Below are 19,875 nucleotides of genomic sequence, written 5' to 3' on the forward strand. Positions count from 1 at the left end.
GTTCATGCGGACGAAAGTCTTGACGGTGGTCGCCGCACTCGTCGGTGCGGCGCTGGTCAGCGGCCCGTTCGCGTGGGCGGAACCCGAGCCGTACCTGGTGGGCCGGGGCATCTCCGACGTCACCGGCCCGGCCGCCGAGAACGGCATGATGGGCTACTCGAAGTTCGACCAGAAGACGACGGGCATCCACCAGCGGCTGCGGTCGCGGGCCTACGTCGTGGTCGACCGCGCCACGAACAAGCGCGTCGCGTACGTCAACGCCGACCTCGCGATGATCTTCCGCGCGGTCCAGGAAGGTGTCCTCGCCAAGCTCCAGGCGAAGTACGGCACCACCTACACCCGCGAGAACCTGCTGCTGTCCGCAACGCACACGCACAGCGGTCCCGGCGGCCAGTCGCACAACCTCGCCTACAACCTGTCGATCCTCGGCATGCAGCCGCAGGCGCTGGCGGCGGTGGTCGACGGCATCACCGAGTCGGTCGTCGAGGCGCACGAGGACGTGAAGCCCGGTTCGATCAGCCTCGGCATCGGCGAGCTCACGACCGCGTCGGTCAACCGGTCGCGCGTCGCGTTCGACCGCAACCCCGACAAGGCCGCCTTCCCGGCCGGCATCGACCCGCAGATGACCGTGCTGAAGTTCAGGCAGGGCGGGAACAACGTCGGCGCGATCAGCTGGTTCGCCACGCACAACACATCGATCACCAACGCCAACACGCTGATCAGCCCGGACAACAAGGGTTACGCGGCGTACCAGTGGGAGCACGACGACGAGGGCGTGCGGTACCTGGACAACACCGCCGGTTTCGTGGCGGCGTTCCCGAACACCAACGCGGGCGACATGTCGCCGAACCTCAACCTGAAGCCCGGTTCCGGTCCCACCGAGAACGAGTGGGAGAACGCCCGCATCATCGGCGAGCGCCAGAACCGCAAGGCGCAGGAGATCTTCAACGGCCCGCAGGCCTCCGTCTCCGGCGGCGTCGACTCGCGCATGCGGTTCGTGGACATGTCGGCCGTGCAGGTCGAGGGTCGCTACACCTCGACCGGTCAGCCCGGCACCACCTGCTCGGGCGTCGTCGGCGCGTCGACGATCGCCGGCAGCGTCGAGGACGGACCGGCGATCCCCGGCTTCTCCGAGGGCATGCAGTCGCCGTGGAAGAAGCTCTTCGAGCCGTTGCAGATGGAGGTTCCGCAGTGGTTGCGGGACTGCCAGTTCCCCAAGGCCTCGCTGGTGCCGACGGGTCTGATCGGCGCCACCCCGAACATCGTGCCGCTCCAGATCGTCCGAATCGGACAGTTGCACCTCGTGGCCGTGCCCGGTGAGGTCACGATCACCGCGGGTCTGCGCATCCGCAAGGCCGTCGCCGCCGAGCTCTCGGTGCCCGTGCAGAACGTGCTGATCCAGGGCTACGCCAACGACTACAGCCAGTACGTCACCACGCCGGAGGAGTACGACTCGCAGCAGTACGAGGGCGGCTCCACCCTGTTCGGCCGCAACACCACGCCCGCGTACCAGCAGGAGTTCGGCAAGCTCGCCGCGTCGATGAAGGCCGGTTCGTCGTTGCCCGCCGGCCCGAACCCCGGCAAGCCGCCGTTCACCGAGATCAACCTGCAGACCGGTGTCGTGCTCGACGACAAGCCGTTGGACAAGAAGTACGGCGACGTTCTGATCGCGCCCAAGGCTTCTTATGGCCGCGGCGAGACGGTGACGTCCGTGTTCGTCACCGGTCACCCGAAGAACAACCTGCACCGCAACGGGACTTTCCTCGAGGTGCAGCGGCAGGTGAACGGCGCCTGGGTGCGCGTGGCCGACGACGGCGACTGGTCGACGCGCTACCAGTGGGCACGGGTCGGCGTCGCCAACTCCAACGCCACGATCACCTGGCAGATCCCGGCGGACACCCCCGCCGGCACCTACCGGATCGTGCACAACGGCGACGAGAAGTCCGGCTGGACCGGCAAGATCAGCGCCTTCACCGGCGCCACGGCGGGCTTCACCGTCAGCTGATGATCTCGCCGCCCGCCGCGGTGGCGAGATCGGGGCCGAAGGCGGCCGCGGGCGTGTACGCGCCGGGCTTGCCTTCGCCCCTGGCGAGCCGTGCCGCGATCTCCGCGGACACGGCCGCCGTGAAGTCCATGGCCTCACCCGTTTTCAGCCATCCCTCGCGGGTCGTGCCGTCCGGCCAGGTGACCACCGCGTGGCCCCAGGAGTGCTCACGGGGCCTCGGCGCGGCCTTGGCGCTGATGCCGGCCAGACGCTTGATCGCGAAGCGGCGCAACGGTTCCAGCCTGAGCAGTCGTCCCGCGAATGGGAGCACGGCGCGCGCGGCGGGCGCGCTCGGCATCATGGCGGTGGCGGCGGAGACGTTCGGCGCGGCGCTCGTTCGTTGAGCGGCGAGCAGTTCGGCGGAAGGCGCCTCGGAGACCGCGGCGTGCTCGCCGTCGGGCAGGGTCAGGCGCTTGGCCTCGGCGCCGATGCGCGACTTCGTCAGGCCGCCCGCGCGGTAGCGGCGTCCGCCGGTGACCAGGACGTCGATGATCGAGGCGGCCAGGGCGGTGCCCAGCAGGCCGTCCTCGACGGCCACCGAGGCGACCGCGTCGACCCGCACCTCGGACGGGACCGGCTTGCCTTCGCACAGCGCCGCCACGACGGCTTCCGTTGCCAGCACACCGAAACCGGCTCCGGTGACGAGAGTGCTGCCCGCCGCAACGGCCTCGTCGTGCAGGGCGAGCAGCCGGGGGACCGAGGTCAGGTCGGCCGCCTGGTCGAGGTAGTGCCCGCCGGGCAGGCAGGCGTGGACGATGGTGGTCGCGGACTCGGCGTAGTCGCCGATGGTGTTGATGACGACGGCAGGCCGTTCCTTCGCGATCGCCGCCGCGATGCGCTCGGCCGTGTCGGCGATGACGACCCGCAGGCCGGTGCTCGCCGCGATCTCGCGCAGCCGTGCGCTCTCCCTGCCCACCAGCACCACGCTCTCGCCCCGGTCGAGCAGGCGACCGGTGACGGCGCGGCCGACGCGTCCCGTGGCGCCCAGAACCCAGATGCTCATGACGGCTCCCTGTGATGTCTCAGTGTGTCATCACCGAGGCTAGCACGGTGACGGCACACTGAGACATCACTTGCTAAGGTAGGGCTGTGGCCAGGTGGGATCCCGGAACCGAAGATCGTCTCAGGCGAGCGGCGCTCGACCTGTTCACCGAGCACGGGTACGACGCCGTGACCGTCACGCAGATCGCCGAGCGTGCCGGCATCACCCGCCGCTCGTACTTCCGCTACTTCCCGGACAAGCGCGAGGTGCTCTTCGCCGGTTCGGAACAGCTGCCTCTCGCGATCACCGAAGCGGTGCTCGCCTCGGCCGAACAGTCACCGCCGGCCATCGCACTCGACGCCGCCCGCCGGGTCGGCGCCCTGCTCGTGGAACGCGTGGACCGCACGGCCGAGCGTCGCGCGGTGATCGCGTCGAGTCCGGAACTGCGGGAACGCGAACGCACCAAGGCCGCTGCGATCACCACCGCCCTCTGCGAAGCGCTGGTGGAGCGCGGAACGGCGGTGGGTGACGCCCGGCTAGTGGCCCGGCTCGTCGCGGTCTGCTTCCAGGAGGCGCTGGAACGCTGGATCGACACGGGCGAGGACTTCGAGTCCTGCCTCGACGCGGTCGCGGCGTCGGTTCGCTCGACGACGGAACTATTCCCGCCGCGAGTGAGTCCGTGATTACGTTGTGCACGATTTAATCGCGCAATAGCTTTATGGCACCCGACCCTAAGGAGCAGCCATGAAGCGCCCAGTCCTCGAGCCCGCCGCAGCCGAGTTCGCCGCCGCCACCGCCACGCCGCCGTTCCTGTTCGAGATCGCGCCGGAAGAGGGCCGAAAGGCCGTCGACGAGGTGCAGTCGGGCCCGGTCGACAAGCCCGAGGTCGACGAGCAGTGGGTAGAGCTCGACGGCTTCAAGGTCCGCGTGCTCAAGCCGGCCGGCGTCGCGGGCCCGCTCCCGGTGATCCTCTACATCCACGGCGCGGGCTGGGTGTTCGGCAACGCCCACACCCACGACCGCCTGGTCCGCGAACTGGCCGCAGGCACCGGCGCGGCCGTCGTCTTCCCCGACTACTCGCTCTCGCCCGAGGCCCGCTACCCGGTCGCTATCAACCAGAACTACGCCACCGCGCGATGGATCCAGACTTCAGGCGCCGCGCACGGCCTCGACCCGTCCCGCGTGGCGGTCGCCGGCGACTCGGTAGGCGGCAACATGGCGGCAGCGCTGACGTTGCAGGCCAAGGAACGCGGCGATGTCGCGTTGAAGGCCCAGGTCCTCTTCTACCCGGTGACCGACGCGTCGTTCGACACCGACTCGTACCTGCAGTTCGCCGAGGGCTACTTCCTGCGCCGCGACGGCATGCAGTGGTTCTGGGACCAGTACACGACAAACCCTCTGGAGCGCGCCGAGATCACCGCGTCGCCTCTCCGGGCGACCAAGGAACAGCTCGCCGGCCTGCCCCAGGCCCTCGTGATCACCGCCGAGGCCGACGTCCTGCGCGACGAGGGCGAGGCCTACGCCGACAAGCTGCGCGAGGCCGGCGTGCCCGTCACCGCCGTCCGGTACGCGGGCGCGATCCACGACTTCGTGATGTTGAACGCGTTGCGTGGCACGCACGCCGCCGAGGGCGCGATCACCCAGGCGATCGCGTTCCTGCGCAAGGCTTTGGAGAGCTAACCCCGTTTGGTGCTGCTGACGTGGAAAGGCGTGCCCTGCTGGCACGTGGTCATCGCACCGGGATCGGCCTTCCCGGTCACCTCCACGACGGCGCCGGCCACCGCGATCGCGGGGTCGGCGCCGAGCAGCAGGTACTGCTCACCGGGCGCGGTGAGGATCGTGCAGCCCGACTCGACCCCGCCGGACACCGTGCCTCGCACCGTCTTCACGCCCGGATCGAGGGCTCGCGACGGTGTGGGCAGGGTGGGCGGCAGCGAAGCCGACGACGGGGGCACCGGTGCCGGGACGCTCGGCACGGTCGTGCCAGGAGCGGACACGGAGCTGACCGTGGACGTGCTCGGCCCTGGAACCTGCGCCGGTGGCACTTGGCCGCACGAAGCGAGCATCAGACACAGCAACACGGCCGCTAACCCGCGCATCTCGCGTCACCTCCGATGGACCACGGCGACCGGGCACGGCGCGTGGTGGAGCACAGCGTGGCTCACTGAACCCAGAATTGCACGCGTCACCGCTCCACGGCCGTGACTGCCGACGGCGATGAGGGCCGCGCCATCGGCCGCCTGGAGCAACGCGCGTGCGGGTGCGTCGAACGCGACCTCCTGTGCGACGTGGACGTCCGGCCACCGCGCGGCGTGGGGTGCCAGTTGTTCGTCCAGCACCTTGGAGAGGTCTGCGCGGACGTGGTCGAAGTCCTGCTCCGGGAGTTCGGCCCAGCCGACGTCGTTCCACGCGTAGATGGCGAGCAGGTCGCGGCCGTGGCGGGCGGCGTGCTCGAAGGCGAACGCGATCGCGTCCGTGGAGGTGTCCGAGCCGTCCACGCCGACGACCACGCGGCCGTCGACAGGGCCGGACCGCGTCACGATCACCGGGCGGCCGCCGGTCGACACGAGTTCGACCGCGGTCGAGCCCAGGAACATCTCCGCGATGCCGGTGCGGCCCGACGAGCCGAGCACGAGCAGGTCGCCGTTTTCGGCGGCGAGGACGTCGACCGGGCGGCCGATCCGCACGTGGGTGGCGACCTGGAGGCCGGGCCAGCCCTCCTTGAGTTCGGCGGCCAGTTCGGCGAGGTGGTCCTCGGCCGCGCGGGACATCGTCTCCTCGGTGACGAACTCCGGCACCGGGATGGACATCGGTGTGAACACGGGCTCGGGCAGGGGAGCGCGCACGGCGTGGACGACCTGCAAGTCGGCGCCGCACCGGGAAGCTTCCTCGGCGCCGAAGAGCACCGCGCGCCGCGCCAGGTCTGAACCGTCGAAACCCACAACGACCGTGGACATGAAAAACCACCTCCGACCGGGACATACCCGATCGGAGGTGGTTCTAAAGGTGATCCAGATCTAGTTGATGACGAACTGCGAACCCGGCTCGATGGTGATGTTGCCGTCCCGCGAGTTGGTGATCGTCACGTTCGTCAGCTTCGCCGAACCGCGGGCCTGGGCCATCGCGAGGATGCCGGAGCCGTTGTTCGACTTGTCGATGCGGACGTTGGTGATCTGCACGTCCGGCATGCCGCTGCCGCCGCCCTTGAACTGGATTCCGTCGTACGTGGAGTCCAGGATCTCGGTGTCGCGGATGACGACGCCGGGGATCGCCAGGTTCTGGGAGAACAACGTGATGGCGCCGAACTCCTGCGCCTCACCCCAGAACGCGCCGCCCGTGCGGTACAGGGCGTTGTTGGCGAGCAACGTCGTGCCGCCGAACGGCAGCGGGTCGTGGTCGGTCGCCAGCATGATGCCCGGGTAGTTCGCCGTGTCGGAGATGATGTTGTTCTCCGCGCGGTTGTTCGAACCACCGTAGATCGCGATTCCGTTGGCACGCCACGGGAGTGCGATCGTGTTGTTGAGGAACGCGTTGCCGCTGCCGACATCCACGTTCTGGTCCTTCACGTACTTCGACGCCCACACCGCCAGCGCGTCGTCGCCCGTGGTGCGGAACGACGAGTTGAACACCGTGGAGTTGCGCGTGCCGTTGGTGAAGTTGATGCCGTCGGCGTAGGTGTCGCGGATGCGCATCCCGTTGAACTGCAGGCCGTCACCGGGGTTCCAGCGGTCGGGCAGGTTGGTGTAGTCGCGGCCGACCCAGACACCGACGTTGGCGTGCTCGATCCACACGTTGGTGACCTTGGTGTTCTTGCCGAACCGGCCGTTGAGCCCGACGCCGCCCTCCGCGCCGCCGTCACCGCCGCGGATCCGGCCGGAGCCGAAGATCGCGATGTCGGAGATCTGCGTGTTGTCGTCGATGTCGAACCCGAAGTTGCCCTCGTGCGGGTGGTTGATCGTGTCGGCGTCCTGCGGCTGGATCAGCGAGAACAGCTGCGAGTGCCACATGCCGGCGCCGCGGATCGTGACGTTGCGGATGCCGACCTGGTTGTCCCCGCCGCTGTTGAACACGGTGAGGATCTTCTTCTCCTGGCGGAACTTGCCCTCCGGGATCCAGACGCAGGGGATCTCCCCGTTCTGGTCGGCCGTCACGGCGCGCTGCAAGGCGTCCGTGTCGTCCGTCTGGTCGTTCGCGGTGGCGCCGTACTGCGTGATCGACACGCAGTCGGCGGGCTTCTGCGCGGCCGGCGCGACCTGCTCCAGGTCGATCAGGTCGATGTAGTAGAACTGGGCGTTGTCACCGGAGTCGCGCTGCAGCTTGAACTTCGTGCCCGCCGGGTAGGAGCTCGCGAGCAGCTGCGAGGTCTCGTCGAACAGCCTGCGGGCGTCGCCGCCAGGACGGTTCGTGAGGCCCTCGGGGTCGTCCGTCGTGCCGTAGAGCCAGCTGTGCCGCGAGGACAGGGTCAGCTTCTGCACGAACTGGTCGTTCGCGTAGAGGCTGATCGTCGCCTCCTGGCCACCGCCCGCGGCGGCGTCCGGGATCGAGTTGCGCACGACGATCGAGTTCGTGCTGACCGTCGACGTGACCTCCACGAACTGGCCCTGCGCGTCCAGCCGCACCGACTTGCGGCCCGAGGACTCGGAGCCGAAGTTGGTGTGCCCGAACGTGCGCTCCGCGTCGGCCTGCACCAGCGTGCCCTGGTAACGGCCCGCTTCGGCCTCGTACGAGGTGAACGGCACCGAGGCACCGCGTCCGACCACAATGGACTGGGTCGCGGTGTTGTTGGTCTCGTTGGTCTCCGCGACCACGTTCGTCGCGTCCGCGGTCGCCGTGGCCGTGGCGCCGCCGTTGGTGGCGGTCCAGGAGCCGACGTTGACCGTGACGGTCTGACCGGCGTTGATCGCACCGGTGTTGGCGTTCAGCGTGCTGCCGCCGACGGCCACGCGGGTCACCGAGGCGCCCGCTGCCGACGTGCCGCGGTTGTTGACCTGGACGGCGAACGTCACCTGCTGACCCGCGGCCGGGGACGACGGGTTGGGCGTGACGCCGGTGATCTGCAGGTCCGGTCCCGGTGCCTGGCCGACGACCAGGGGAGAGCCGGAGGTGAAGGTGTTGTTGCCCTCGTTGGTCTCCGCGACCTGGTTGGCCGGGTCCACCGTGGCCGCGGCCGCGTAGGACCCGGCGCCACGACGGCCCGCGTCGACGTTGACGGTGGCCGTGGCTCCAGGGGCGAGCGCGCCGACCGCGGCGGAACCCGCGACGGTGCCGCCGAGGGTGACGTTCAGCGTGGTCGTGCCGGACGCCACGGTGCCGCCGTTGCGCACGGTGGCGGTGAGCCTGATCGCGTCGGCCTCGCTCGGGCTGGCCGGCGTCCACGTCAGGTTCGTGACGGTCAGGTCGGGAGCCGGTGCGGCGGCGCCGAACACCTGGAACTCGGCGACCTGGCCGCCGGGCGCGCCGGTGTTCGAGTAGAAGTGCAGCCGCACGTCCGACGCGCGGCCGGAGACCGCGATGGTGACGGTGTTGCCCGTGGCCGGGTCGAACCGGTAGTCGGCACGTGCCTTCAGGGTCGCGAACGCCGTGGCGCTCGCTTCCCGGCCCAGCACCTCGAAGTTCTGCGTCCGGGCACCCCAGTCGCCGCCGGGGTTGAGCTTGACGACGACCGACGTGACGTCCGCGTTGGAGCCCAGCTTCGCGGTCAGGTGACCAGGCAGGCCGTTGGACTCCCAGTACGTGCCGGTGTTGCCGTCGACCGCGTTGGCGGCGACGAAGTTGTGCACGTGCCCGGATTCCTCGACCGGTTTGCCTGCCGCCAGGTTGTCCCCGGCGGGCGGCGGGTCGACCGGCCCGGACTCGCCGTGCACCTCGAACTCGCTGAGCTGGGCCGCGGCCCAGCCGTTGTTCGCAGTGATCGTGACGCGCACGTACCGGACGCTGGTCGCGGTGAAGTCCAGCGTCACCGTGTTGTTGGAGCCGGGCGCGAACACCCTGCCGCCGGAACCGACGATGTCGCTGAACTGCGAGCCGTTCGAACTTCCTTGCACGGCAAGCGTTTGCGTGCGCTGCTCCCAGGTCGAGGGCAGGCGCAGCACGACCTTGCTGACGCTCTTCTCGGCGCCCAGGTCGGCCTGGATCCACTGCGGGAACACGCCGTTCGTGCTCTCCCAGTAGCTGCCCTGGTTGCCGTCACCGGCGTTTCCGGCGCCGTACGGGCCGTTGGTGCTGGACGCGGTCAGGTTCGCGGACAGCCTGACGACCGCTGCTCCCGCCGTGGGTGTCAATCCGAACAGTGCGAGGGCGCTGACAAGGGCAGCACTCACCGCACGCCTCAATAGCGTGTTTTTCATTGAATTGTCCTTCGCGGCAGGGATATCAGTTGATGTTGATCGTGAAGGTGGACGTCGTGTTCTTGATGTCCTGGAAGTTGTTGCTGAACCGCAGGCCGTTGAACGTCACGGAACCCACGGGCGGGCCCTGGTTCGGTTCGGGCATCTCGTTGGCCCACAGGCCGAACCCGGACTTGGCGTCGAAGGCGTCGCCGCTCTTGCGCGCACCCGAGATGCTCACGTTGGACAGCACCGTGTCCTGGAAGCTGTTCTCGGCCGCACCGTTGTACTTGGTCTGGAACATGATTCCGCTGTACGTCGGATCGATGATCTCGACGTCGCTCACCCGGATCCCCGTGTACTTCTTGGAGGCGGAGAACATCCAGATCGCGCCGAACGTCTGCGCGCCCCAGAAGTGGCCGCCGGAGCGCACCAGGGTGAGGCCGCTGAACGTGGTCGGCTCCGGCCCGAAGTCCTCCATCGGGTAACCGAAGTCGAGCGAGCTGATCGTCACGGCGGAGTAGGTGAGCGTGTCCGCGATGTAGATGTTGCGGAACGTGTTGAGCTTGCCGCCGTAGACCGCGAGACCGGCCGCGCGCCACGGGGTCGTCACCGAGAGGTTCTCGAAGACGTTGTTCTGCTGGCCGCTGCCGCCGTTGTCGGTGGCGGCGAACAACGCGAACGCGTCGTCACCGGTCGACCGCGCCTCGATGTTGGAGATCCGGTTGCCCGACGAGCCGTTCGTCATGTTGAGGCCGTCCGCGTACATGTCGCGGATGCGGCTGTCCCTGATGACGTTGTTGTCGACGTTGTTGCCCCAGAACAGGCACATCATGTGCTCGACCCAGATGTTCTCGATGGTCATGTTCTGGACACCGGCGAAGTCGAACACCTTGCCCGGCCCGTTGATGCGCGCGGTGTAGTTGCCGAACACCGCGAACCCGCTGAACGTCGACCCGCTCGCGGACGACTGCGCGCTGAAGCCGATGTCGGTGTTCTCCTGCGCGAGCGGAGCCTGGAACCGGGTGAACCAGGGGCCGGCGCCGACCACTCGGATCGCCTTGCCGTAGACGTTGAACTTCTGCGCCGTCTGGTAGGTGCCCGCGGGCAGGTAGACGCCGATCAGCGTGCCGGTCGTGTCCATCCGGACGCGGTCGAGGGCGTTCTGCACGTCCTGGTGGGTGAACCCGGCGGGCACGGCATAGCGTGCGGCGTCAGGGTTTCCGGCGGCCGTCACCTGTTCGAAGTTCACGAAGTCGATCGCGTAGTTCGTGGTGTTGGCCGCGTCCTTCTGCAGCTTGATCTTCGTGCCCGCCGGGAACGTCGAGTTGAGCATCACGTTCGCCTCGTCGTAGATGTGGCGCGGCCCGCCCGCTCCCGGCGAGTTGCCGGGCTCGGCCTCGTTGCCGTACTGCCACATGTACTTCGACGTCAGGTCGATGGCCTTGTGGAACTGGCCGTTGACGTAGACGTTGAGGTTCGAGGTGATGCCGCCGCCACCGGAGCTGTCCGGGATGGAGAACCGGGTGACGAGGGTGTTGGTCGGTCCGGACGTCGTGAACTCGACCGACTGGCCGTTGCCGTTCAGCGTGACGGCACGACGGCCGGACGCCTCACCGGCGAGGTCGCCGATCGTCCTGTTCGGACTGAGGACCTGCGCGCCGCCGCCGACGGTCGCGTCCTCGGCCTCGACGTGCTGCCACGGAACGCTCGCACCGCGGCCGATGAACAGCGACTGCTCGCTGGTGTTGTTGCCCTGCTTGGCAGGGATCTCGTTGCCGTCGTTGGCGATCACCGTGCGGACGGTGTAGCGGCCGTCGGCTGCGGGCCACGTGCCGAGGCTGACCGCGGCGGTCGTGGCACCGGCGTTGATCGTGCCGTTGTGGCTGCCGGTCAGCGTGCGGACGGTCTGGCCGCTGCTGTTCAGGATCGTGACCGTGATGCCGTGGGCGCCGGCCGCGGAGGCGATGGTGCCCTGGTTCTTGATCGCGACGGAGAACGTGGTGCTCTGGCCGTTGCTCGGGTTGCTCGGCGACCAGGACGGCACGGCGACCAGGTCGGAACTCGGGACCGGCGTCACGACCAGCGGGTCCGGGTGGATGCGGGCGTTGTTGGTCTCGTTCTGCTCCGCCACCTTCTTGGTCTCGTCGACCTTGGCGGTGTACTCGTAGCTGCCCGACGGGCGGGCGGCGATCGTCGTGCTGACGTTCGCCTGCGCACCGGCGGCGAGGGCACCGGCGGCGAGGGCGCCGACGGTGGCGGTGCCGACGCTGGTGGTGCCGAGGAAGAACGTCACGTCGGTGGCGGTGGAGGCCGCGGTTCCGGCGTTGCGGACGGTCGCGTTCAGCGTGATCTGATCGGTCTCGACGGGGCTCGCCGGCGTGAACGACGTCGCGGTGACGGTGAGATCGGGATTCGGGGCAGGGGTGCCGAACACCTGGATCTCCGCCACCTGGGCGCCGGGCGCACCGGTGTTGGTCGTGCCGCGCAACTGGATGTCGGCGACCCGTCCGGCGGCGTTGATGGTGATGCTGTTGCCGGACGCCGGGTCGAAGCGGTAGTCCCGTCCGGCGACGAGGCTGGTGAAGCCGGTGGCGTTCTGTTCGCGGCCGAGGACCTCGATGTTCTGTGTGCGGGCACCCCACGCGCTGTCGGGGTTGAGCTTGACCGCGACCGAGCTGACGTCCGCGTTCGATCCCAGCTGGACGGTCAGCGTGCCGGGGAACCCGTTGGACTCCCAGTAGGTGGCCAGGTTTCCGTCGTTGGCGTTGGCGGCGACGAAGTTGTGCACGTTGTTGTTCGCCGTGACGGGCTTGCCCTGTGCCAGGTTCGTGCCGGTGGCGCCTTCGCGCGTCACGGTGTTGCTGGCGGGGGACTGGTTGCCGGCCGCGTCCTTTGCGATCACGTGGTAGCTCACGCGCAGGCCGTCGGGCTGGCTGTCGGTGTAGTTCGTGCCGGTGACCGTCGTGCGCAGGGTGCCGTTGGCGTAGACGTCGTAGCCGGTGACGCCGACGTTGTCCGTGCTCGCGTTCCAGGTCAGCCGGATCTGCCCGGCCTGCGGCTGGGTGAAGGCGAGGTTCGACGGCGCCGCCGGAGCCTGCGTGTCACCCCCGGTCGGGCCCTGCACCTCGAACTCGCTGAGCTGGGCCGCCGGCCAGCCGGTGTTCCCGGTGATCCGCAGCCGGACGTACCGCGTGGTGGCCGCGGTGAAGTCGATGGTGACGGTGTTGGCCGCGGCGGGGCTGAAGTCGTATCCCCTGGACGCCACGAGATCGGTGAAGTTGCTGCCGTCCGTGCTGCCCTGGACCGAGAGGGTCTGGGTGCGGGCGCCCCAGCCGTCCGTCGGGAGCTTCAGCACGACCCTGTCGGCCTTCAGCGCGGCCCCGAGATCGGCCTGGATCCATTGCGGGAACGCGTTGTTCGCGCTCTCCCAGTACGTCCCCTGGTTGCCGTCACCGGCGTTGCCCGGGCCGTAGTTCTGGTTCGTGCTGCTCGCGCTGTAGGTGGCCTGGAGCAGCGCGCTGGCCGCGGCCTCGTGGACCTCCAGCTTCGCCGTGGTCTTGGTGGCGCGGACGTGCCGGACCAGCGTCGGGTCGACCTTGAAGGTGAGCTTGCGGTCCTTGAACGTGTGCGGCTGTTCCGCGACCAGCGTCGACCAGCCTCTGCCGTCGAGACTCGTCTGCAGGGCGAAGGTTTCCGTGCCGTTCTGGGGAGCCGTGAGGGTGACCTGGTCGATGCGGGTCTGCTTGGTCAGGTCGAGGCTGACCGGCGCGGCCTGTGCGGCGGGGGAGATCGTCAGGGTGGCCGCGGCGGTGATCACTGCGACTAGCGGGGCTAGCAGGGAGCGAGCGCGTGTCGTCGATGACATGGCGTGCTTGGCCCTTCTCGGTGGGGACGCGAGGGGGTGTGGCGCGCCTCACCGTAGAAGTGTCCAGCAGATTACCGCAATATCTCGACGTGATTGCGCAAATTTGCGACATAGCGCTCTGAACAGGAAAGACGAGTGCTCGTTCCAGTATCCGACCGGTCTCTCAGCGTGCGCAAGGGCGATCACCAGCGGCAGGAGATCCGGCGTCGTGGGAGGTTCGGGCCCGAACCGGCCGAAAAAATTGATTTGATCTCGATACGCGCGCTTGCGCTGGCTTGCTTCGGCCTTGCGGAGGTTGCGTAAGGTTTGCGCAAGTCTCAGAGCTTGGCGAACAACCTTCTGGTTCGGTTCAGCAGATCCAGCCTGTGCTCACGCTTCCGCAGCGAGTGCCCCTCGCCCGGATAGACGACGAGTTCGGAGTGCCGCACCGCGCGGTGCAGCAGCTCGGCTTGCTCCACCGGCACGTTGGTGTCGTCCGCGCCGTGCACGATCAACATCGGCGTGCGGATCCGGTCCGCGTACGTGAGAGGGCTGTGTTCCGCGCTGTCGCTCAAAGCCGCCTCGAACGCGCCCCACTCGCCGGTGGCGATGAGGCGAGGCCAGTCCGAGATCCCCGCGCCGACCAGCGCCGCCTTGAACCGGTCGGTCCTGGTCGTGGCCCAGGCGGCCATGAACCCGCCGTGGCTCCAGCCCGCGATGCCGAGCCGGTCGGGATCCGCGATCCCTTGGCCGACGAGGAGATCGATGCCGGTCTCGATGTCGTGCCACTCCTCCTGGCCGACCTCGTGCGCGACGGCTGCCGCGAACTCGTGGCCATGACCTCGGCCGCCCCTGGGGTTGGGCAGGAAGGCCGCGATCCCCTGGTGCGCGAACCACTGCGCCGACGGCACCCAGTGCAGTTGCAGGTCGTCGGTCCAGCGGTCGTACGGACCGCCGTGGACGATCGTGACCAGCCTGAACGGTCCGTCCCGCCTGGTCTTGCCCGGCGGCAGCACCAGCAGGCCGTCGAGGTCGAGCCCGTCGCGGGCCTGGTAGTGGAGGCGTTCCTGAACGCCCCAGGGGATGCCGTCGAGGTCGCGGTAGCGCGGCGGTAGGTGCGAGCCCCTGATGTGGGCGAGGAAAGTGCCGTCGAGGCGGCGGAACTCGGTGTCGAGGCCGGTCGCGACGACCACGACCGGTGCGTTGCCGTCGTCTTGGACGAGGTCGATCGGGCAGGCGCGGATGCCTTCGGTGAGGTTGCGGTGGCGCTGGTCGAAGACGGCGTTGCCACTCTGCAGGTGCGGCGGCGTCAGCGCCAGGTAGCAGACCTCGTCGCCCCACCAGACCGGCGAACCGGCGTCCGCGGGCGTAGCGCCCAGGTCCGTGACGGTGCCGTCGGTCTCCACGACGTGCAGCGCCGGGTTGAGCAGGCCGGGGTCGATCTTCGGCGACGACCAGGTGATGACCGCGAGCCGGCCGTCCGGGTGTCGCGCGACCTCGGCGACGTGCCGACCGGGGATGCTCACCCCGGTCGGCTCGTCCTTGGCAGGCGGCGGGCTGTGGCCGGCCACGATCTCGTCGGTCAGTTCCCGCACGGTTTCCAGACTACTGGCGCGTTCGCTAGCGCAGCAGGTACGCGTCGATGATCGTCTGTTCGACGGTCTGGCCGCTGCCGGACGCCTTGGCGCGCAAGGAGACCGACTTGGCGTCCTTCGGGTGGGCCAGCAGGACGCGGCCGGCCGTGATCTGCGTGCGCTTCCACGTGGTGCCGCCGTCGTAGGAGACCTCGACGGACGTCACGCGCACCGAGTCCACCTGCGACTGGGTCGAGATCGGCACGGCGAGCATCTGGCCGGCCCGGCCGTAGCCGTTGTCGTCCAGTTGCGGGGTGAAGCGGATGACCGACAGGGGGAGCGCGGTCTGCTTCGCGGTGGTGTTGCTGCGGAACGTCCACACGCCGGACACCTTGGAGCTCAGGGCGGTGTTTCGCACGGCGGAGGTCTCCACGCGGTAGCTCGCGGCGCCCGGCTGTACGTCGAGCATCGCCCAGCCCGCCTCGGCCGTTTCCGCGGCCTTGACGTTGTCGCGGTAGACGGTCGTGCGTGCTTCAGTCACGGGGCTGTAGCCCTCGTTGCCCGCGTTGTCGCCGTAGAGCGGGATGGTGACGCGGACGAAGTCGCCCGTGCGGAACGAGTGCGGGATGTCCCGCGTCTCGGGCAGTGCGGGGCCGAACACCGCGCGGTTGAACGGTTCCACGTAGGTGCAGCCCGGCCGGTAGTGCCGCAGCGGGGTGACCAGCGCGCCGATGTTGCCGGTCTCGTCGAACAGGTTGAACCTGCGCGACCAGTCGCCGCCCTCGCCGCCGTAGTACTCGGTGCGCGGGCCGGAGGTGAAGTTGTCGAGCGAGCCGTAGGTCCAGTCGGCGCGGCCCTCGGGGGAGGAGGTGTGGCCGATCGAGGCGCTCTGGCCCGGCTTCAAAGCGGGCATGTCGACCTTGACCGTCGCGAGGTCCTTCTTGACGACCGTCTTGGTCAGGCCGTTGGGAGCGTGTCCCTTCTGGTACCAGGCGAGTCCGTAGAAGTCCTGGCCCGCGTTCCAGAACGTGGCGATCTTGCCGGTGACCTCGTTCGAGTCCGGGCCGAGGCTCGCGACGCCGAGGTGGTCGATGGAACCGCCGACCGAGAAGTTGCCGATGGTGTAGGCGGTGCCGTTGACGACCCGCTCGAAACCGGTCTGCAGCAACGAGAGTTGCGCGGTGACGGGCAGAGTCACCTTGACCGGCTTGGCCTGGCGGGCGTCGAGGCTGATCGTCGTGGCGCCGGAGACGGTCAGGTTCGGGTAGTTGATGACGTCGTGGGTCCAGGCGCCGCTGGACGACAGCACGCTGCCGGACAGGATGTAACGGCCCTTGGCCACGCGCGCGACGCCGGTCGTGCTGTCCGGCCAGAGGCGGGCGCCGGTGTCGACGTTGATCAGGAACGCGAAGGTCGACGCCGTCGTGAGGCCGGTCCGCTCGACGCCGGTGACCTTGACGTCGTAGCTCTCCACCTCCAGGTCGGCGACGACGGCAGTGCGCACGCCGCTCGCGACGATCGCGCCGCCGAACACGCCGCCCGCGGGCTGCTTCGCGATGTCCGCGGTGACCGTGGCCGTCGCGGTGCCGCCCGCCGGAACCGTGAGCTTGGCGGGGGAGACGCTGAACAGGGTGCCGGTCGTGTCCGTGGTCAGGTCGAGCGTGATCGGCTCGGAGCCCGCGTTGGAGTAGGTGATCTCCTTGGACAGCGCGGGTTCGCCGGTGTGCGGCCACTGGTGCTGGCCGAAGCTGACGCTGGTCGGGCTCGACGTCACGTTCTGCTTGATCAGCTTGGCGACGTCGACGCGGCCGGAGCCCTGTTCGAACGGGGTCAGCTTCGCGGTGGGGGTGGTCGTGCCGGTGAGACGGGCCTTCAACGCGGCGCCGCCCAGTTCCGGGTGCTGCTGGCGCAGGAGTGCCGCCGCGCCCGCGACGTGCGGGGTGGCCATCGAGGTGCCGTCGAGCGAGGTGTAGCCGTCGACGACCGGGGCGCCGATCCTGCCGTCGGAGTGCAGGGCGGCGACGATGCCGACGCCGGGTGCGGTGAGGTCGGGCTTCAACGTTCCGGCCTGCGTCGGGCCGCGGCTCGAGAACTCCGCGATCTCGTTCTGGTCGTCGACCGCGCCGACGGTCAGCGCCGCGTCGGCGGTGCCGGGTGAGCCGACCGTGCGCGCGTTGGGGCCGCTGTTGCCGGCGGCGATCACGAACAGCGTGCCCTTGTCGGCGCTGAGGCGGTTCACGGCCTCTTCGAGGGGCTCGATCTCGGGCGTGTCGTAGCCGCCGAGGCTCATGTTGATGATCTGGGCGCCCTGTTCCACCGCCCACTCCATGCCGGCGATGATCCCGCTGTCCTGGCCGGAACCGTTGTCGCCCAGCACCTTCACGTCGAGGATGCTCGCGTCCGGCGCCACGCCGTGGTACTTGCCGCCGCTCTTCGCGCCGGTGCCCGCGATGATCGACGCGACGTGCGTGCCGTGGCCGTAGTGGTCGCCGTTGTCCGCGGAGTTCGAGAAGTTGCGCTCACCGATCTCGCGGTCGGCGAGATCCGGGTGGGTGTTGTCGACGCCCGTGTCGAGGACGGCGACAGTGGTGCCCTTGCCGGTGAGGCCCGCCGCGTAGGCCGCGGGGGCGTTGATCTGGGCGACGCTGCGGTCGAGGTTCGCCTTGCGCCGGGCGTCGAGCCAGATCTTCTTCGCTCCGGACGTGGACAGGGTGCCGGCGAGTGGCGTTTTGGCCGCGTCGAACGCCACGCCGTTGATGCTGCGCAGCTGGAGGCCGGACTGCGCGCTCAGGGTGCCTTCGGGGTAGGTGGCGATCACCGGCAGGGCGCCGCCGTACGTGGCGAGCTCGGTGACGTCGAAGAGCCGCTCGTCGAGGCGGCCGTCCGCGATCATCGGAATGGCGTCGTGCGGCACCACGTACTCGTGGCCCTGCGCGGTGTAGTTGGTGAACAGGACGCGTTCACGGCCGGGCGCCGGTCTGATCGCCCGTTGCCCGGTGAGCACCTGGTCCCCGGTGATCAGCGTGACGGTCGGCGCCGATGACGAGGCGCGTGGGGGAGAGGCATGGGCCTGGCCCGCGGTGAGCAGGGCCCCGGCCAGTACGACGACTCCGAGTAGGCGCACCCGGTCCTCCGAAGGTCTTGTGAGAGCGATCTCACGGACCGTAGTGAGGTGCTCACCTGGGTGACAAGGTCTACACCAATTTCCGGGACGCTTTAATCTTTGCGCCATGACGGGCCTGCGTGAACGCAAGAAGGCGGCGACCAGGGAAGCGCTGGGTGACGCCGCCTGGAGCCTGTGCGTGGAGCACGGCCTCGACCGGGTCACCGTGGAGCAGATCGCGCGGGCGGCCGGGGTGTCCCTGCGGACGTTCTTCAACTACTTCTCCTCGAAGGAAGAAGCGGTCGTCGCCGGCGACACGGCCACGGCGCTCGCGCTGGTGGAGGAGTTCGCCGCACGGCCCGCGAGCGAACCGGTGCTGGTCGCGTTGCGCGAGGCGCTGCGGTCGATCTACCCGCGCTACGTCGACCTCGACCGGCTTCGCCAGTTGCGTCAGCTCCGGCAGGACCCCGCGCTGCTGCCGCACGTCTTCGCCGCCTACTCGGCCCGCGAACAGGCGTTGACGGCGGCGATTGCGGTGCGCTGCGGGGTGGACCCCCAGGCGGACCCCTATCCGGCGGTGACGGCGTCGACGATCCTCGCGTCGATGCGCGCGGTCGTGCAGTGGTGGCTCGACACACCCCAGGCCACGGACAGGTTCGAGGTCACCGAGCTGGTCGGTCAGATGATCGACCAGCTCGGTGCCGGGTTCACCAGGTGACCGGGAGCGAGTGCACGCCGTAGATCGACATGTCGGTCCGCAACGGCACCTCGTCGGCCGGAACCGCGAGCTTCAAGGTCGGGAACCTCTTCAACAGCTCGGTGAAGCCGACCATCATCTCCACGCGCGCCAGCTGCTGACCGAGGCACTGGTGGATGCCGTGCCCGAACGCCACGTGGTGCCCGCGCGGCCGGTCGACCAGCAGCGCGTGCGGGTCGTCGTACTGGCTGTCGTCCCGGTTGACCGCCGGCACCGACACCACGACGGTCTCGCCGGCGCGGATGGTGGCGCCGCCGATCACGACGTCCTCCTTGGCGTGCCGGGAGACACCCATGCTGATGATCGACAGGTACCGCAGCAGCTCCTCGACCGCGTTCTCGGTCAGCTCCGGGTTGTCGCGCAGCTTCGCGAACTGGTCGGGGTGCTCCAGCAGCGCGAACGTGCCCAACGCCAGCATGTTCGCCGTCGTCTCGTGGCCCGCGATGAGCAGCAGGTTCGCGATGCCGGTGAGCTCGTCGTCGCTCAGGTCGGTGTCCTTGACCAGCCCGGACAGCAGGTCGTCGCCGGGGCTGAGCCGCTTGGCGTCGACCAGCCCCCGCATGAACTTGCGCAGCTCGACCGTGTTCTTGATCTGCTCGTCGATCGTGGTGTTCAGGCTGAGCAGCTTGGCCGTGCGGCGCTGGAACTCGTCGCGGTCGCCGTAGTCGACGCCCAGCAGTTCGCAGATCACGAGCGACGGCACCGGCAGCGCGAAGTCGTGCACGAGATCGGCGGGCGGTCCCTTCTCGATCATCGCGTCGAGCCGGTCGGTGACGATCTCGTGGATGCGCGGCGTGAGGTCGCGCATCCTGCGCACGGTGAACTGCCCGGTCAGCAGCCTGCGGAAGCGGGTGTGCTCGGGGGCGTCCATGAAGATGAACGACCCGGCCTGGCGCTCCGGCGGGAACAGCTCCGCGTGCAGTTCCGGCGAGATCAGGGCCCTCGCCCGCGGGCTGTTGATCCGGTCGGAGCTCATCTGCGGCGCGGCGAGCACCGCCCGTGCCTCGTCGTGCCCGGTGACGAGCCAGACGGTGTCGCCGTTGTGCTCGACCTTGTGGATCCGCCCCTGCTCGCTGAGCTCGGTCAGCCCCTTCGACGGGTCGAACGGGCACCCGTCGCGTTGAGTGAGTTCAGCGGGCAACTGCGGGCGGATGAGCTGTTGAGCGCTGCGCTGCCGCTCGGCCGTGGTCATGGCCTCTCCCTGTCTGACCCGGTGTGACCGGGTCGTGGCTCGGCGTCACT

Annotated in this window: 12 protein-coding genes; 4 read left to right on the top strand and 8 right to left on the bottom strand. The window is 69.1% G+C overall.

Annotated elements, in window-relative coordinates:
* Positions 1-4 precede the first annotated feature (4 nt).
* Complete coding sequence (locus ACIQF0_RS07670; RefSeq protein WP_401025765.1) at positions 5-2,005, top strand: neutral/alkaline ceramidase; 2,001 nt, start codon at positions 5-7, stop codon at positions 2,003-2,005.
* Here the strand turns inward: ACIQF0_RS07670 and ACIQF0_RS07675 are convergent.
* Entirely contained in the window at positions 1,998-3,047 is a 1,050-nt protein-coding gene (locus ACIQF0_RS07675; RefSeq protein ID WP_401025768.1) for a saccharopine dehydrogenase NADP-binding domain-containing protein, read from the bottom strand. The two genes, ACIQF0_RS07670 and ACIQF0_RS07675, sit on opposite strands and share 8 nt — an antisense overlap.
* 86 nt (positions 3,048-3,133) lie before the next feature.
* Between ACIQF0_RS07675 and ACIQF0_RS07680 the strand changes: the two genes are divergently transcribed.
* Together ACIQF0_RS07680 and ACIQF0_RS07685 are read left to right on the top strand one after the other, a co-directional pair.
* Positions 3,134-3,709: a TetR/AcrR family transcriptional regulator gene (locus ACIQF0_RS07680; protein WP_401025770.1), complete on the top strand. Its 576-nt coding sequence runs from the start codon at positions 3,134-3,136 to the stop codon at positions 3,707-3,709.
* Between the two features lie 61 nt (positions 3,710-3,770).
* Positions 3,771-4,706: an alpha/beta hydrolase gene (locus ACIQF0_RS07685; protein WP_401025773.1), complete on the top strand. Its 936-nt coding sequence runs from the start codon at positions 3,771-3,773 to the stop codon at positions 4,704-4,706.
* Here ACIQF0_RS07685 and ACIQF0_RS07690 read toward each other — a convergent pair.
* The 6 genes from ACIQF0_RS07690 to ACIQF0_RS07715 all read right to left on the bottom strand — a co-directional run bounded on the left by ACIQF0_RS07690 (position 4,703) and on the right by ACIQF0_RS07715 (position 17,897).
* Positions 4,703-5,023 carry a hypothetical protein gene (locus ACIQF0_RS07690; protein ID WP_401025774.1) on the bottom strand — a complete coding sequence of 107 codons (321 nt, stop codon included), beginning with the start codon at positions 5,021-5,023 and terminating at the stop codon, positions 4,703-4,705. The genes ACIQF0_RS07685 and ACIQF0_RS07690 overlap by 4 nt on opposite strands.
* Positions 5,024-5,131: 108 nt before the next feature.
* Positions 5,132-5,983, bottom strand: a complete 852-nt coding sequence (locus ACIQF0_RS07695) for a universal stress protein (protein ID WP_401025776.1) — start codon at positions 5,981-5,983, stop codon at positions 5,132-5,134.
* 60 nt (positions 5,984-6,043) lie between these two features.
* On the bottom strand, positions 6,044-9,346 hold the full coding sequence (locus tag ACIQF0_RS07700; protein ID WP_401025778.1) for a CARDB domain-containing protein: 3,303 nt from the start codon (positions 9,344-9,346) through the stop codon (positions 6,044-6,046).
* Positions 9,347-9,398: 52 nt separating this feature from the next.
* Positions 9,399-13,172 (bottom strand): discoidin domain-containing protein, encoded by a 3,774-nt coding sequence (locus ACIQF0_RS07705; protein WP_401025780.1) that lies wholly within the window; start codon positions 13,170-13,172, stop codon positions 9,399-9,401.
* 365 nt (positions 13,173-13,537) lie between these two features.
* On the bottom strand, positions 13,538-14,794 hold the full coding sequence (locus tag ACIQF0_RS07710) for an alpha/beta hydrolase family protein (RefSeq protein ID WP_401025783.1): 1,257 nt from the start codon (positions 14,792-14,794) through the stop codon (positions 13,538-13,540).
* A gap of 25 nt (positions 14,795-14,819) precedes the next feature.
* Positions 14,820-17,897: a S8 family peptidase gene (locus tag ACIQF0_RS07715; RefSeq protein ID WP_401025786.1), complete on the bottom strand. Its 3,078-nt coding sequence runs from the start codon at positions 17,895-17,897 to the stop codon at positions 14,820-14,822.
* Between the two features lie 106 nt (positions 17,898-18,003).
* Between ACIQF0_RS07715 and ACIQF0_RS07720 the strand changes: the two genes are divergently transcribed.
* Positions 18,004-18,594, top strand: coding sequence for a TetR/AcrR family transcriptional regulator (locus tag ACIQF0_RS07720; protein ID WP_401025789.1), 591 nt, complete (start codon positions 18,004-18,006; stop codon positions 18,592-18,594).
* Here ACIQF0_RS07720 and ACIQF0_RS07725 read toward each other — a convergent pair.
* Positions 18,584-19,825 (bottom strand): cytochrome P450, encoded by a 1,242-nt coding sequence (locus tag ACIQF0_RS07725; protein WP_401025792.1) that lies wholly within the window; start codon positions 19,823-19,825, stop codon positions 18,584-18,586. The genes ACIQF0_RS07720 and ACIQF0_RS07725 overlap by 11 nt on opposite strands.
* Positions 19,826-19,875: the final 50 nt, after the last annotated feature.

The organism is Lentzea sp. NPDC092896, from assembly GCF_044754905.1.
Lineage (GTDB): Bacteria > Actinomycetota > Actinomycetes > Mycobacteriales > Pseudonocardiaceae > Lentzea.

Excerpts from the sequence above, each read along its gene's own strand:
- ACIQF0_RS07670 (WP_401025765.1), top strand. The coding sequence starts at position 5 with ATGCGGACGAAAGTCTTGACGGTGGTCGCCGCACTCGTCGGTGCGGCG.
- ACIQF0_RS07675 (WP_401025768.1), bottom strand. The coding sequence starts at position 3,047 with ATGAGCATCTGGGTTCTGGGCGCCACGGGACGCGTCGGCCGCGCCGTC.
- ACIQF0_RS07685 (WP_401025773.1), top strand. The coding sequence starts at position 3,771 with ATGAAGCGCCCAGTCCTCGAGCCCGCCGCAGCCGAGTTCGCCGCCGCC.
- ACIQF0_RS07695 (WP_401025776.1), bottom strand. The coding sequence starts at position 5,983 with ATGTCCACGGTCGTTGTGGGTTTCGACGGTTCAGACCTGGCGCGGCGC.
- ACIQF0_RS07720 (WP_401025789.1), top strand. The coding sequence starts at position 18,004 with ATGACGGGCCTGCGTGAACGCAAGAAGGCGGCGACCAGGGAAGCGCTG.
- ACIQF0_RS07725 (WP_401025792.1), bottom strand. The coding sequence starts at position 19,825 with ATGACCACGGCCGAGCGGCAGCGCAGCGCTCAACAGCTCATCCGCCCG.